General features: G+C 59.8%; 12 protein-coding genes. 8 read left to right on the top strand and 4 right to left on the bottom strand.

Annotated elements, in window-relative coordinates:
* The first annotated feature begins 14 nt into the window (after window positions 1-14).
* The 6 genes from PSH59_RS12735 (at window position 15) to PSH59_RS12710 (ending at window position 7,070) form a co-directional block, all read left to right on the top strand.
* Window positions 15-530: a sigma-70 family RNA polymerase sigma factor gene (locus PSH59_RS12735; RefSeq protein WP_248079011.1), complete on the top strand. Its 516-nt coding sequence runs from the start codon at window positions 15-17 to the stop codon at window positions 528-530.
* Window positions 531-1,508, top strand: coding sequence for a FecR domain-containing protein (locus tag PSH59_RS12730; protein WP_305395237.1), 978 nt, complete (start codon window positions 531-533; stop codon window positions 1,506-1,508).
* Window positions 1,509-1,604: 96 nt separating this feature from the next.
* A complete protein-coding gene (locus PSH59_RS12725; RefSeq protein ID WP_305395236.1) occupies window positions 1,605-4,019 on the top strand; it encodes a TonB-dependent receptor in 2,415 nt (804 codons plus the stop codon).
* A gap of 62 nt (window positions 4,020-4,081) precedes the next feature.
* On the top strand, window positions 4,082-5,263 hold the full coding sequence (locus PSH59_RS12720) for an ABC transporter substrate-binding protein (RefSeq protein WP_305395295.1): 1,182 nt from the start codon (window positions 4,082-4,084) through the stop codon (window positions 5,261-5,263).
* Window positions 5,260-6,321, top strand: a complete 1,062-nt coding sequence (locus tag PSH59_RS12715; RefSeq protein WP_248079004.1) for an iron ABC transporter permease — start codon at window positions 5,260-5,262, stop codon at window positions 6,319-6,321. The genes PSH59_RS12720 and PSH59_RS12715 overlap by 4 nt, the downstream gene beginning before the upstream one ends.
* Complete coding sequence (locus tag PSH59_RS12710) at window positions 6,315-7,070, top strand: ABC transporter ATP-binding protein (RefSeq protein WP_248079001.1); 756 nt, start codon at window positions 6,315-6,317, stop codon at window positions 7,068-7,070. Before PSH59_RS12715 ends, PSH59_RS12710 begins: the two co-directional genes overlap by 7 nt.
* 29 nt (window positions 7,071-7,099) lie before the next feature.
* Here the strand turns inward: PSH59_RS12710 and PSH59_RS12705 are convergent, their stop codons facing one another.
* From PSH59_RS12705 to PSH59_RS12695, 3 genes are all read right to left on the bottom strand, one after another.
* On the bottom strand, window positions 7,100-8,467 hold the full coding sequence (locus tag PSH59_RS12705; RefSeq protein ID WP_248078998.1) for a glutamine synthetase family protein: 1,368 nt from the start codon (window positions 8,465-8,467) through the stop codon (window positions 7,100-7,102).
* A 72-nt stretch (window positions 8,468-8,539) separates the two neighbouring features.
* Window positions 8,540-9,934: an aspartate aminotransferase family protein gene (locus PSH59_RS12700; RefSeq protein ID WP_305395235.1), complete on the bottom strand. Its 1,395-nt coding sequence runs from the start codon at window positions 9,932-9,934 to the stop codon at window positions 8,540-8,542.
* 252 nt (window positions 9,935-10,186) lie between these two features.
* The gene (locus tag PSH59_RS12695; RefSeq protein ID WP_370694404.1) at window positions 10,187-10,966 is read right to left on the bottom strand and encodes an SDR family NAD(P)-dependent oxidoreductase; all 780 of its coding nucleotides are present in this window, start codon (window positions 10,964-10,966) and stop codon (window positions 10,187-10,189) included.
* 97 nt (window positions 10,967-11,063) lie between these two features.
* On the opposite strand from PSH59_RS12695, the gene PSH59_RS12690 reads away from it, so the two are divergent.
* Complete coding sequence (locus PSH59_RS12690; protein WP_248078989.1) at window positions 11,064-11,969, top strand: LysR family transcriptional regulator; 906 nt, start codon at window positions 11,064-11,066, stop codon at window positions 11,967-11,969.
* 21 nt (window positions 11,970-11,990) lie between these two features.
* Here the strand turns inward: PSH59_RS12690 and PSH59_RS12685 are convergent, their stop codons facing one another.
* Window positions 11,991-12,881 (bottom strand): LysR family transcriptional regulator, encoded by an 891-nt coding sequence (locus tag PSH59_RS12685; protein ID WP_248078986.1) that lies wholly within the window; start codon window positions 12,879-12,881, stop codon window positions 11,991-11,993.
* A gap of 165 nt (window positions 12,882-13,046) precedes the next feature.
* Here PSH59_RS12685 and PSH59_RS12680 point away from each other — a divergent pair, with 165 nt between their 5' ends.
* Window positions 13,047-14,129, top strand: coding sequence for a 4-oxalomesaconate tautomerase (locus PSH59_RS12680; protein WP_305395233.1), 1,083 nt, complete (start codon window positions 13,047-13,049; stop codon window positions 14,127-14,129).
* Window positions 14,130-14,165 lie beyond the last annotated feature (36 nt).

The following is a 14,165-nucleotide window of genomic DNA, read 5'->3' as shown; positions in this document are numbered from 1 at the left end:
GAATATTTGCAGCCATGAGCGAAACCCTTCCCGCGAATAATGACAACCACCTGCGCGCGATCGAAGCCCTGTACAGCGGCCATCACGGTTGGCTGTATGCGACGCTGAGAAAAAAACTGGGTAACGCCATGGATGCGGCGGATCTGGCGCAGGATACGTTCACCCGCATCCTCGCCTCCCAGGTCACCGTTATCGAGCAACCCCGTGCGTACCTGAGCTGTGTGGCCAAAGGCATACTGGTCAACTGGTATCAGCGTAAGGCACTGGAGCGCGCCTACCTTGATGCCCTCGCTCACATGCCCGCGCAGCAAGCGCCCTCGCCGGAACTGCGGTTCATGGTGCTGGAAACGCTGCACGAAATCGACGCGATGCTCGACGCCCTGCCACCGCTGGTCAAACGCGCATTTCTTCTGTCGCAGATCAGCGGCCTTAAATACGACGACATCGCCGAGCAATTGGGCGTTTCGCTGATCACCGTCAAACGCTACATGAAGCAAGCCTTCGTGCAGTGCCTGTTGCTGGTGGAATGAATGCGCACACGGCGCAATGAACCGAACCCCGATCACCAGTCCCTGGAAGAAGCGGCGGACTGGTTGATCCGCATGAGTGAAAGCGCACTCAGTGACACCGAACGTGCCGAATGGGAGGCCTGGAAAGTCAGTACGCCCGAACGCAGCAGGGCCTGGTCGCGTGCACAGTTGCTGCAAACCAAACTCGGCGGCTTGCCACCGTCACTGGCCATGTCGGCACTCGATCGCCCCAGCAGTCCGGAACGGCGCGCGGCGCTGGGCAAACTGGCGATGATCCTGGCGATCCTGCCGGCCGGTTGGGGCAGCTGGAAACTGGCTGAATCGCAGCAATGGTCCGCCGACTTCCACACGGCCGTCGGTCAACAGCGCGAACTGACGCTGGCCGATGGCTCGAAAATCACCCTGAACACCGACACCGCCGTCGACGTGCTGTTCGACGCCAACCAACGCCTCATCCACCTGCGCGAAGGTGAAATCCTGGTGCAAACCGCACCGGACCGTTCACCGCTGCCCCGCCCCTTTCTGGTCAGCACCCGTCAGGGCCGCATGCAGGCGCTGGGCACGCGGTTTACCGTTCGAGAACAGCAACCTCGTACACACCTGGTCGTGCTGGAAGGCGCGGTGAAAGTCGAGCTTGCGCAGAATCGCCAAGGCACACCGCTGATCATCAATGCCGGTCAACGCACTGACTTTTCTGCCTATACCTTTGGCCCGCTCAGCGTCGCCGACCGCTACGTCGGCGCCTGGACCCACGGCATGCTGATGGCAGACAACATGCGCCTGGCCGATTTCGTCGCCGAACTGACGCGCTACCGCCGTGGCTTCGTGCGCCTCGATCCGGCACTGGCCGATCTGCGCATTTCCGGCGCGTACCCCATCAGCGACAGCCAGCGCACGTTGAACATGCTCGCGCAAACCTATCCGATTCTCGTCAGCGGCCATTTGAATGGCTACTGGGTCATGCTCTCGCCCGCCTGAGTCAAAAAATAGTTGCCGACCGGTGATACTTTTTTTGATCTCGACTGGCTTGTAGGTTGAAGCACTTTTCCGTCCTGTTCATAGGCTCACTCATCCATGCTCGCTGCACGCCTGCTGCGCCCGGATCGTCTGCTCAAGCCCGTTGTTCGCAGTGCGTTGTTAAGCCTTGTCCTTATCGGTGCCATTTGCCCGTTTGCCTTGGCCATCGTGCCGGTGCAACTGGACGCTGTCGCGGTCCGCAGTTACAACATCCCCGCCGGGCCCCTCGGTGCCACGCTGTCGAGTTTCGCCGTGGATGCCGGCATCGCCCTGTCGTTCCAGCCCTCGTTGGCCGAAGGCCTGACCAGCCCCGCGCTGGTCGGCGAGTTCTCTACCCAGGCGGCGGTCAATCGCTTGCTCGAAGGCAGTGGCCTGGACATGGTGCTACGCAGCGACGGCAGTTACACGCTGGTGACGCGCCGCGTGACACTGGATGAGACAGCGATCATCGGCGTTGAAAAGCGTGCCGATTCGTTGCCACAGGTCTATGCCGGCGGCCAGGTGGCCGATGGCGGACGATTGGGCATTCTGGGCAATACCGATGTGATGGACGCGCCATTCAGCGTCAGCACCTACACCTCGGCACTGATCAAGGATCAACAGGCCGTTACCGTTGGCGACGTCCTGGAGCGCGATTCATCGGTACGCGCCACCGGCCAGACCGGCGGCATTGTCGACTCGTTTTTTATTCGCGGCTTTCCCGTCGGCGAAGGCAATTTGGGGGAACTGGCATTCGACGGCGTGTACGGTGTCGCGCCCAACTATCGGGTGTTCACCGAATACGCCGAACGTATCGAACTGATCAAAGGCCCGGGCGCCCTGCTCTACGGAATGTCACCGAACAATGCCGTCGGCGGCGTTATCAACGTCGTGCCCAAGCGTTCCCTCGACGAAGACCTGACCCGTTTTACCAGCAGTTACGGCATGAACTCGCAGCTCGGTGGACACCTCGACGTCAGTCGGCGCTTTGGTGAAGAGCGCCGCTTCGGCGTGCGCTTGAACGGCAGCACACAACTGGGAGATACGGTGATCGACGCGCAGTCGCGCCATGTCGATATCGGCGCCATTTCCCTTGATTATCAGGGCGAACGCCTGCGCACTACCTTTGATTGGCTCAACCAGAAAGAACGCTTCGACGCTGCCTCACGACCGTTTTTGATCGCTTCGGGCGTGGACATTCCCTCCGCCGCCAACGGTCGCACCAATGTCAGTCAGGAGTGGGGGTGGTCGACAACGCGCGACAAATCAGCGTTGCTCAGCGGCGAATACGACCTCAGCGACGCCCTGACCTTGTTCGCTCACGCAGGCGGCGGCAAATCGGAGGTTGCGCGGATGTCGGACCAGACCCCAACCATCACCAACGCTGCCGGCGACACCTCGTCGGTCCCCGGTTACTACAAGTTCGACGTCAAGCGCTACACCGTCGACGCCGGGGCGCGCCTGCGTTTCGACAGCGGGCCGATCAATCATCGCGCGGTGTTGCAGGTCAGCCGTTACCACGACACGCTGTCTCGCGGGATCATTTCCGGCGAGCCGATCCTTTCCAATATCTATCACCCGGTGGATCGCCCGAAGCCTTACATCCCCGAGCCGGGCACGCCAAAAGTATCCGACAGCGAACTGACCGGCGTGGCGCTGGCTGACACGCTGTCGATTCTGGATGACCGTGCACAAATGACCGTCGGTGTGCGCAAACAAAACATCAAATCGAACAACTACACGGCCTCCGGCGTCGTTACCACGTCCTACGATGACGGCCGAACCACACCGTTGTTCGGCGCAGTACTCAAGCCCTGGGATCACGTTGCGTTCTACTACAACTACATTGAAGGCCTGAGCAAGGGCGACGTCGCGCCCTCCACCGCGTCCAATGCCGGCGAGATTTTCGCCCCTTACGTTTCCCGTCAACATGAACTGGGGGTCAAGGCCGACTACGGCACCTTCACCGCCACCCTCAGCCTGTTTCAGATCACCAAACCCAGCGGCGAACTGACCTCCGGCGTTTTTTCGGTTCAGGGCGAACAACGCAATCGCGGGCTCGAGCTGAATGTGTTCGGCGAAGTCACGCCGGGCACGCGTGTGCTCGGTGGTGTGACCCTGCTCAATGCCGAACTTCGCAAAACCGGCGTGGCCGCCAACCGTGGCAATAGACCGGTCGGCGTACCCGACGTACAGGCCAACCTGTGGGCTGAATGGGATACCACGTGGGTCGAAGGACTGACGTTGACCGGTGGCGCTATCCACACCGGCAGCCAGTACGTGGACCAGGCCAACACGCAAAAACTGGATGACTGGACCCGTTTCGATGTTGGCGCACGCTACACCACCCGCATCGAAGAACGGCCGACCACGTTCCGCGCCACCGTGCAGAACGTGTTCGACCACAAATACTGGTCGGGCGTCGCCTCTTATGGCGCGTTCTCCCAAGGTTCACCGCGCACCTTATTACTCTCGGCGACTGTCGATTTCTGAAACGTTCAGGCGGACGACGGTGTGAGCCGTTGACCGAACTGACTTTTGCAAAGGCTTTGACCATGGTGATTTTTGATCGACGCAGCCTCGCGTTTGCTGCGCTGTTACTGGCAGCACTGCTGAGCCTGCTCTCGCTGGCGCCCCGCAGTGCCCACGCCACCGAAACAGACGCGGCGCGTACCGAAGTCACCGATCTTTTGGGTCGCAAGGTCAAGGTTCATCTGCCAGTCAGACGGGTCATCCTCGGCGAAGGCCGGCAGTTGTATCTGGTTGCCGCCCTCGACACACAAAACCCCATCGAGCGCATCGTCGGCTGGCGCAAGGACCTGATCCAGTCCGACCCGGACACCTACAACGCCTACCTGCGCAAATTCCCCGACATTGCCAAGATCCCTACCTTCGGCGGGTTTGAGGACGGGACTTTTGACATCGAGCAGGCCATCTCGCAGCGCCCTGACGTGATCATCCTCAACATCGAGGCGCAGCACGCCACCGAAGATGCGCGTTACATCGAAAAGCTCGACACCCTGGGCATCCCGGTGGTGTACGTCGACTTTCGCAACAATCCCATGCAGAACACCGAGCCGACCATGCGCCTGTTCGGCCAACTGTTCGGCAAGGAGCAAAGAGCCGAAGCCTTCATCGATTTTCGTAACCAGCAGATTCATCGCGTCACCGACATCATCGAGAAACAACATCCGCCCCGCCCCCGCGTGTTCATTGAGCGCATCGGTGGCTATACCGATGATTGCTGCCTGAGTTTCGGCAATGAAAACTTTGGCCTGTTCGTCGAAATGGCCGGTGGCGACAACATTGCCCGCCGCATCATTACGACGACGTTCGGCCAGTTGAACCCCGAGCAGGTCATCGTTGCCAACCCTGCGCACGTGGTGGTCACCACCGCCAACTGGGAAGCTTTTGCCCCCGGCGGCCACTGGGTCGGCGTCGGTCCCGGCGCGGACATGACACAAGCCCGAAAAAAACTCGCGTGGTACACCGGGCGTCCGGCCTACGCCGGCATCCAGGCCCAGGAAACTCAAGCCTTCCACGCGATCTGGCATCAGTTCTATAACAGTCCCTACCAATTCGTCGCGATTCAGCAACTGGCCAAATGGTTCCATCCGCAGCTGTTTGCCGACCTTGATCCTGACGCGTCATTTCGCGAACTGCATGAGCGCTTCCTGCCGGTGCCGTACGAGCCAGGTTACTTTGTCAGCCTGCGCCAACCCGAGGTCAAGCCATGAGCTCATTGACCGACACCGTGGTCATGCAGCGCGAGACGTACCGTCGTCTGGTGTTGCGTAAACGCCTGATTCTTTGCGGGCTGGTTACGGCCTTGATGTGCAGTGTGCTGCTCGACCTGGCGCTGGGGCCGGCGAGCTACAGCCTCAGCGAAGTGCTCGGCGCACTGTTTTCGCCGGACAGCGCTTCACCGCAGGTGCGCGTGGTGATGTGGGATATCCGCTTGCCCGTGGCATTGATGGCGGTTGCCGTCGGCGCAGCGTTGTCGCTGGCCGGCGCGCAAATGCAGACGATCCTCAACAACCCGTTGGCCAGCCCGTTCACCTTGGGCATTTCCGCCGCCGCCAGCTTCGGCGCGGCGTTGGGGTTGGCGTTCGGCGTGGCGCTGTTCCCGCTGGCGGCGCAATTCATGGTGCCGCTGAACGCGTTCATCATGGCCATGCTCTCGGCGCTGCTGATCCACTTTCTGAGCATGCGCCGCGGCGTCACCGCCGAAACCATCGTGTTGCTCGGTATAGCGCTGGTGTTCACCTTCAATGCGCTGCTGGCACTGGTGCAGTTCTTCGCCACCGAACAAGCCGTGGCCGCCGTGGTGTTCTGGACCATGGGCAGCCTGACCAAAGCGACGTGGCCCAAGCTTGGGATTATCTGTCTGGTGATCCTGATCACCCTGCCGATATTCGCCAAACGCGCCTGGGCCCTGACTGCCCTGCGCCTGGGCGACGACAAGGCCGCCAGTTTCGGCATCAACGTACGCAGCCTGCGCTTTCAGACACTGATCATGGTCAGTCTGCTGGCCTCGTTTCCCGTGGCATTTGTCGGCACGATCGGCTTCATCGGGCTGGTGGGTCCGCACATCGCGCGCATGCTGATCGGTGAGGACCAGCGGTTCTTCCTGCCGGCCTCCTTGCTGACCGGCTCGTTGATTCTGTCGGCCAGCTCCGTGGTCAGCAAAACCCTGATCCCCGGTGCAATATTTCCCATCGGCGTGGTCACTTCGCTGATTGGCGTGCCGTTCTTCATATCTCTGATACTCGGCGGGAAGAAAAACTCATGGTGAAGCTGCAACTGGAGACGCTGGGTGCCCGCTACGGCCAGCGCGAGATCCTGCGTGATGTCTCGACGGCGGCGTTTTTCGGCGGTCAGGTGGTCGCCGTGGTCGGGCCCAACGCGGCAGGCAAGTCGACGCTGTTCAAACGAATGGCCGGGCTGATCGACGGCCCCGGTCAGGTGATCCTGCAGGACTCAAAAAAAGGCCTGACGGGCATCAGTTATATGCCCCAGGGGCTGAACGCCAGTGCGCGGTTGACGGTGTATGAATCAGTGTTGCTGGCGCGCAAACAACTGACCCCTGGATGGGTCGTGCATGATGACGAACTGGAACTGGTCGACGAGATTCTCGCCGCGCTGGGCATCGCCAACCTGTCCTTTCGCAACCTGGGTGAACTCAGCGGCGGTCAGCAACAGCTGGTGTCCATCGCCCAAACCCTGGTGCGCGAACCGGAAATACTGCTGATGGACGAGCCGACCAGCGCCCTCGACATGCATCGCCAGGTTCAAGTACTGAACTTCATGCGCAGCCTGGCCCGAAAACGCGAGGTGATTGTGTTCATCGCCATCCACGATCTGAACCAGGCGCTGCGCTTCGCCGATCAGGTACTCGTCATCGCAGACGGCACCACGCAAGGTAGTGGGCCGTGCCACGAGGTGATTACCGAAACGATGCTGCGCAGCGTTTACCAGGTTGAGGCGCGGATTGAGCAGTGCAGTCGTGGACTACGGCATATCGTGATTGACGGTATCGTCTGATGCCTTGCAATGATCGCCCCGCAGCCCCCTTATGCGTGGGTGAGGTACCAGCGCCAGTCCTGCTCGCCGACTTCAGCGTTGAACGTGCGGAACTCGCGCCACTTGATCGCCAGAAACACCTTCAGGAATTCAGCGCCCAGCGCCTCACGTGCCCAGGTTGAACGTTGCAGCGCCTGCAATGCGGTGAGCCAGTCGGTGGGTAGAAATTCAGTCGCCTGTTCATAGCCATTGCCCACAATCGCCGCGCCGGGATCGCTTTGATGAGTGATGCCGTGGTGAATACCCGCCAGTACGGCGGCAGCGGCGAGATAGGGGTTGGCATCGGCTCCGCAAATGCGGTGTTCGATGTGACGGCTTATCGCGGGGCCGCCAGGCACGCGGAACGATACAGTGCGGTTGTTAACCCCCCAACTCTTGGCCAACGGTGCGTAGCTGCCGGTCTGGAACCTGCGATATGAGTTGGCATGGGGGCAAAATATCGCCAGCGCGTCAAACAAAGTGTCCATCATCCCGCCAATGGAGTGACGCAACAGCGGCGTGCCCTGCGGGTCTTCGCTCGCATACAGGTTGTTGCCCTGCTCATCGGCCAGGCTGACGTGCAAATGCATACCGCTGCCGGCCTGATCGCTGAATGGCTTGGCCATGAAACACGCTTGCATCCCGTGTTTGTTAGCCACGCCTTTGACCAGGCGTTTGTAACGTACGCCTTCATCGATGGCCTGAAGAGCGTCAAAACGATGCTCCAGCGTCAATTCGAGCTGACCCGGCGCATACTCGGAGATCGCCGTACGCACCGGTAACCCCTGCAGCGCGCACGCTGCGTAGAGGTCATCAAGAAACGGTTGAACCTGTTCGAGTTCGTATACGCCATACACCTGCGGAGCCACCGGACGTACACCATTGGTTTGCTGCGCCGGCTGCGGTCGACCGTTGACGTCGCGCTGTTGGTCCAGCAGGTAAAACTCCAACTCCACGGCCATGACCGGATGGAATCCATCGGCTTTAAGCCGTTCGATGGTCTGCACCAGTACATGACGCGGGTCGGCCGGTGCGGCGGGAATACCTTGGGTCGGGTGCATGCTCACCTGTACCTGGCCGGTGGGCTGGGTACGCCAGGGTTGCAGGGTCAGGCTGCCCGGCAAAGGGTAGGTCCAGCAATCCGCGTCTGCGACATCCCAGACCAGACCAGTGTCGTCTACATCCTCACCCTGCACGGTCAAGGCGAGAATGGAACTTGGCAGCGGCCGACCATTTTCGTAGATCGCCAGTAGCTCATCACGATGCAGTAACTTGCCGCGTGGAATACCGTTTGCATCGAGCAGAAACAACTCGATGCTCTGCACTTCAGGGTGTGCGGCCAAATAGTCTTCGGCCTCTTTTTTATCTGCAAATTGCATGTCAAACCTCTTCGCGCTCATTCAAGCGACTTGGCAGTCTTTGTAAGAAAAATAGGTTCTTCAAACGTTGGGCTATGAGGGCATAACCCGCGCGCCCGGCAGGGCAAGCAGCGTAGTCAGCGCGTCATCCAGCGCAGCGATCAGGCTGTCGATATCTGCGACGCTGGTTTGCGGACAGCACAGGGTCATGTTGTGAAAAGGCGTGATCAGGATGCCGCGATTGATCAAGTAGAGGTGCAGCGCCATTTGAAGGCTGTCATGGAAAGCCGCCTCGGCTTGCGCGCCGGTTCTGGGCGGTGTGGCACAGAATTGAAACTCACACCGTGCGCCCAACTCGGTGACAGACCAGTTCAGTTGGTGGCGCTCGAATAGCCCTCGAAGTCCCTGCGCCAGTCTTGAGGCGACGGACAGCATGTGCTGGTAAGCCGCGTCGGTCATGACCTCTTCAAGACTGGCGCGCATGCAACGCATCGCCAGCGAGTTGGCGGACAGCGTTGTGCCCATACCGCTGTGTCCATGACCGCCCCCCTCTGCGCTCATCTGCACGTCGCGCATGGCCTGAGCAACTTCCTCGGTCACGCCAAACACCGCGCAAGGCATGCCCCCTGCGATGGGTTTACCCACCACGAAAAAGTCGGGTTCCAACGCCCATTGGCGCGTGCACCCACCCAGGCCGGTGGAAATAGTGTGGGTCTCATCAATCACCAGAAGGCTGCCATATTGGCGGGTCAATTCTCGGCACTTTTGCATGAATCCAGGATCAGGCAGGACCATGCCGATGTTGGTCATCGCCGGTTCGCACATCAGCGCGCACACATCGCCCTGGGCCAAAGCAGCCTCCAGTGCGGCAACATCGTTAAAAGGGATGGATCGACTGTACTGGCTCAAGTCGTAGGCCTGGCCCACAAGACCCGGACGGTGCACTGTCTTGCCGTCGCGGTAGCGCACCATCACGTCATCCACGGTGCCGTGATAGCAGCCGTCGAACACCAGCAGGACATTGCGCTTGGTGATGGCGCGCGCCCAGCGCAGTACATAACGGTTGGCGTCTGTGGCATTCGCGGTCACTTGCCAGTAAGGCAGCCCAAATTGCTGAGCCAGCAACTCGCCGCAGACCACCGCGTCTTCGCCGGGCAGCATCGTGGTCAAGCCATTGTTCGCCTGCTCGGCGATGGCGCGGGCGATGGGATCAGGTGAGTGGCCGAACATCGTGCCGGTGTCACCCAGGCAAAAATCGATGTACTCATGACCGTCGACATCGGTGAAGCGTGCGCCTTTGGCACGCTGCACGAAGAGCGGCGAAGGCATCGACCAATCGCTCATCCAGTGCATGGGCACACCGTTGAACAGATTCGCCCTGGCGCGTTTGGCGAGCGCTATGGAAGCCTGGTTGTTTTCTATAAACCGGGCACGTTCGGATGCGGCAAAGGCAGCAATGGCTGATTCACAAACTCCACTCTTGGACATGATTAAAACCCTTGGTTAATGATCAGATTAAGTAACGTTGTTGCCGTTTAGATAGCCCGCCTATGCGTGCCGTCTCAGTTTGTGGCGGGCACGTAAGTACCGTCCCGCCGACTTGGCGCCTGGGTGATTGTTCTAACTATTTACACTGCCCGCGCATTTACGTTTTTCGAAATCGCGCAGGCGTTGACGCTGGAGCCGGGCGATGCGCGTGACCACAGTTGAAACGTAACTGTTGCTATCGGCGCCTGAGGATTAAGGCGCTTTATTCTCGACCCGCGAGTTCCCGCCATCGACCACGAGCACTTCGCCGGTGATGTAGCTGGATTCTGGCGACGCCAGAAAGGCAACCGCCGCCGCCACTTCGTGGGGGCTGCCTGCACGCCCGATCGGGGTGAAACGCCCCGCTTCGGCTTCCTCGGGTAAGCTTGAGGCGGTGGCAATCCAGCCTGGCGCTACGCTGTTTACGGTGATCCCCTGCTTGGCGACTTCAAGCGCAAGCCCCATGCTCATGCCCACCATCGCGGCCTTGGCGGCGCTATAAGCGGCTTCGCCAGGGTTGCTGCCCCGCGTGCCGGTGGTGGAACTGATATTGACAATGCGCCCGTAATGTCGCGCCTGCATGCCGGGAAGCACGGTGCGGGTTAGAAGAAACGCTGTCGTCAGGTTTCTTGCTATGGAAAGGTTCCACTCATGCAAACCCATCTGGGCCAATGCCGAAAAAGGCTCCGGGCTTCCTTGCATGGCCATCCCCGCATTGTTTACCAGAATATCGACCTGCCCCCAGAGTGATTCTGCCCACACACCGAATTCGCGCACCTGACCTTCATCGGTCAGGTCAACTGGCCGGCCTTCAACTTCGAACCCTTGGGCGCGAAGTTCTGCCACCCGTTCCACGATGCGCTGACTGCTGGCGGTGACGATCAACCTCGCCCCTGCCGCCCCCAATCTGCGCGCAATCGCCATACCAATACCTGCTTCACTTCCGGCACCACTGACAAGTGCGACCTGCCCCTTCAAATCAGTCATTAACATGGTGTTCCCCACGTACTTAATTTGTAATAGGAGTGGAAATTAGGCTAATAAACCTGATAAATAAAGACGATTATTATCAGAGAATTTGACAACCACCATGGCGTTTACCAGCGAGTCACTTAAAGTTTTCCTTGCGGTTATCGACAGCGGTTCCTTTTCTGCAGCGGCACGAAAACTGGGCCGGGTCCCCTCGGCCATTAACATGGCGGTTTCGCAACTTGAAGCAGAGCTGGATTTATTGCTGTTCGACCGATCAACCCGCAAAGCCATTCCTACGGCTGCCGCAAAAGCACTTGAACCTCAAGCACGTCAGGTCGCGAGCCAGATCAATTTGCTCGACGCCCATGCCCTGCAGCTTCACCAGGGTTTGGAGGAGCGCCTGGTCCTGGCGATGGCGCCGGAATTGCAAACGGGCGCCTGGAGTCGCCCACTGGCCATTATCGCCAAAGAGTTTCCCACGCTTGAAATCGAGATTCGCTCGGCCTCCCATCCCGAGGCGATTCGCATGCTTCACGAAGGGCAGGTGCAATTGGCGCTGGGATTCGAACGACCGGGGCTCGATGAGCGGGAGACTTTTCTTGAGGCGGGAAGCCAGCTGTTGGTCGCCGTTGCCGCCCCGGATCATCCTGCGGCCGCCGGCAAGAAAAGCCCGTTAAGTGAAGAACAACTGGTGGACGTCCGGCAAATCATCGTCGCGACCGGAGGACCGACAGACTCAGACCCGCGCGTTGTCCTGTCGCGGCGGATCTGGCTCAGCGACAGTTACCTGGCGACCCTGGATCTGGTGCTGCAAGGATTGGGCTGGGCGTATCTTCCGCAACCGCTGGTACAACCGCTCATCACGTCCGGCGCGTTGACGGAGGTGGTGTTTGACTACATGCCCAGTCAGATGCGGCTGTGGGTCGATATCATCTGGGTAAAAAACCGACCTCTGGGGCTGGGGGCCAGTCGCTACCTCAGCCTGATGCGCAAAATTGCCGAGGGCGAGCCTCGTCGCATGTAAGCCGTAACCACCGGCGATGGATCATTGCGGCCATTGTTCGAGCAGTATCGAGACGAATTTTTCCGCCGCTGGCGAAAGCGATGATCCCCGACGGTAAACCAGGCCCAACGAGCGGTTCACCACCGGCTCGATCAACGGCACGCTGACCAGGGTTGGATGATCATGCGCCGGCATGGCCAGGCTCGGCATGGCCGAAACCCCCAGACCGGCCTCCACCAGACCCAGTGACGTGGACAGATGCTGGACTTCGTAGAACCACTGCGGTCGCCAGCTCAAGCCCGACAGTGCGTGATCGAGCAGCATGCGGTTTCCGCTCAGGCGCCCCACCCCGATAAGCCGGTAATCGCTCAATTCAGACCAGGTGACCGAGCTGCGTCCCGCCAACTCATGGTCACGTCGGCACGCCAGAACAAACGGTTCGCTGACCAGGGGCACGAACTCGATGTCCGGATGCTGCCCACTCATCATATTGATACCGAAGTCGGCCTCCCCCCGCAGTACGGCTTCCAGCCCCTCATTGGCACTCAGGTCCAGCAGACGGATGCGGATTTTTGGATAACGCTCGTTGTACAGCCGAATGACTGAAGGCAGGAAATAGAACGCAGCCGTCGGAATGCACGCCAGGGTGACCCGGCCAATCTGGCGTTCAGCCAGTTCACGAATATTGAGAATCGACTCATCGAAGTCATCCAGCAAGCGCCGCGCCTTGGGAAGAAAGTCGCGGCCGACGCTCGTAAGGCTGACCTTGCGCGTGGTGCGATCAAGCAAAGAAGTACCCAGCCCCTCTTCCAGTTTTTTGATCCTGCGGCTGAGTGCGGGTTGAGAAAGATGCAAGGCATCAGCTGCTTCGTGAAAACTGCCGAGTTCGGCGATCTTCACAAAAGATCGGATGTCGTTCAGCTCATAGTCCATGTCTTTCCTCATCAGCAGAAGGCGTCGAAAGGACGCTCAGCGTAAATTCATCATTCGCGAAACGCAATAATCGCTTCAATCTTTGCATTTGAAACATTTTTTAAAGCTTGAGACTCTTGCTCCAAGAACATCAATTACACCGATTGATCAACAAGAGTCAGTATCATGCAAAGAATTCCCTGTGTGCTGATGCGCGGTGGCACCTCCAAAGGTCCGGTTTTTCTCGACTGGGATTTGCCCGCTGCCGTTGAGGCCCGCGACGAACTGCTGCTCAACCTGATGGGCTCCGGTCATGAACTGGAGATCGACGGCATCGGCGGTGGCAGCCCGCAAACGAGCAAGGTTGCCATCGTCAGCCCTTCGTTGCACCCGGATGCCGACGTTGACTACCTGTTCGTTCAAGTGATGGTTTCCCAACGCCGGGTCGACAGCGCACCCAACTGCGGCAACATGCTGTGCGCGGTTGGTCCGTTCGCCATCGAACAGGGTCTGGTCAAGGGCACCCCAGGCCGCACCCGTGTACGTATTCGCAATGTCAACACCGGGACTTTCATCCATTCCGATGTGCACACACCGGATGGCAAAGTCAGTTACGAGGGCGATACCGCCATCGATGGCGTTCCCGGCACGGCCGCTCCCGTGCAACTGACCTTCCTGGATGCCGCCGGCAGCAAGACCGGCAAACTCTTTCCCACCGGCAACCCGCAGGACGTGATCGACGGCGTTGCGGTGACCTGCATCGACATGGCGATGCCCATGGTGCTCATCCAAGCCAGCCAACTGGGCAAGCGTGGCGATGAGAGCCCGGCGGAACTGGACGCCGATAAGGAATTCCTGCGACGCCTTGAAGCACTGCGCCTGCAGGCCGGCCTGGCCATGGGCCTGGGTGACGTCAGCGATAAAGTGATTCCAAAGCCGGTGCTGGTCTCCCCCGCCAAAGCCGGCGGCACGATCCAGGTGCGTTATTTCATGCCGCACAACTGCCACCGCGCGCTCGCCATCACAGGCTCGATTGGTTTGGCCACCGCGTGCGTGACAGCAGGCAGCGTCGTCGCCCAGATGCTCGGAGGGGTGAGTACTCCGCGTCCGGAAGCCGTGCGTATCGAACACCCAAGCGGCGCAATTGATGTCGTATTGTCCTACACCGGCGTCAACGGTGAGACAATTCAGGCTTCCGTCGTACGCACCGCCCGCAGGCTTTTCTCCGGCTACGTCTACGCCACTGACTCGCAGCGTCTTGCCGGATAAATTCCAGTAGCCGTTGGCAGTTTTTGCATCCGCACA

This window comes from Pseudomonas sp. FP2309 (genome assembly GCF_030687575.1).
GTDB lineage: Bacteria > Pseudomonadota > Gammaproteobacteria > Pseudomonadales > Pseudomonadaceae > Aquipseudomonas.
The sequence above is the reverse complement of the archived record's forward strand: the minus strand, read 5'-3'. Positions and strand labels throughout refer to the sequence as shown.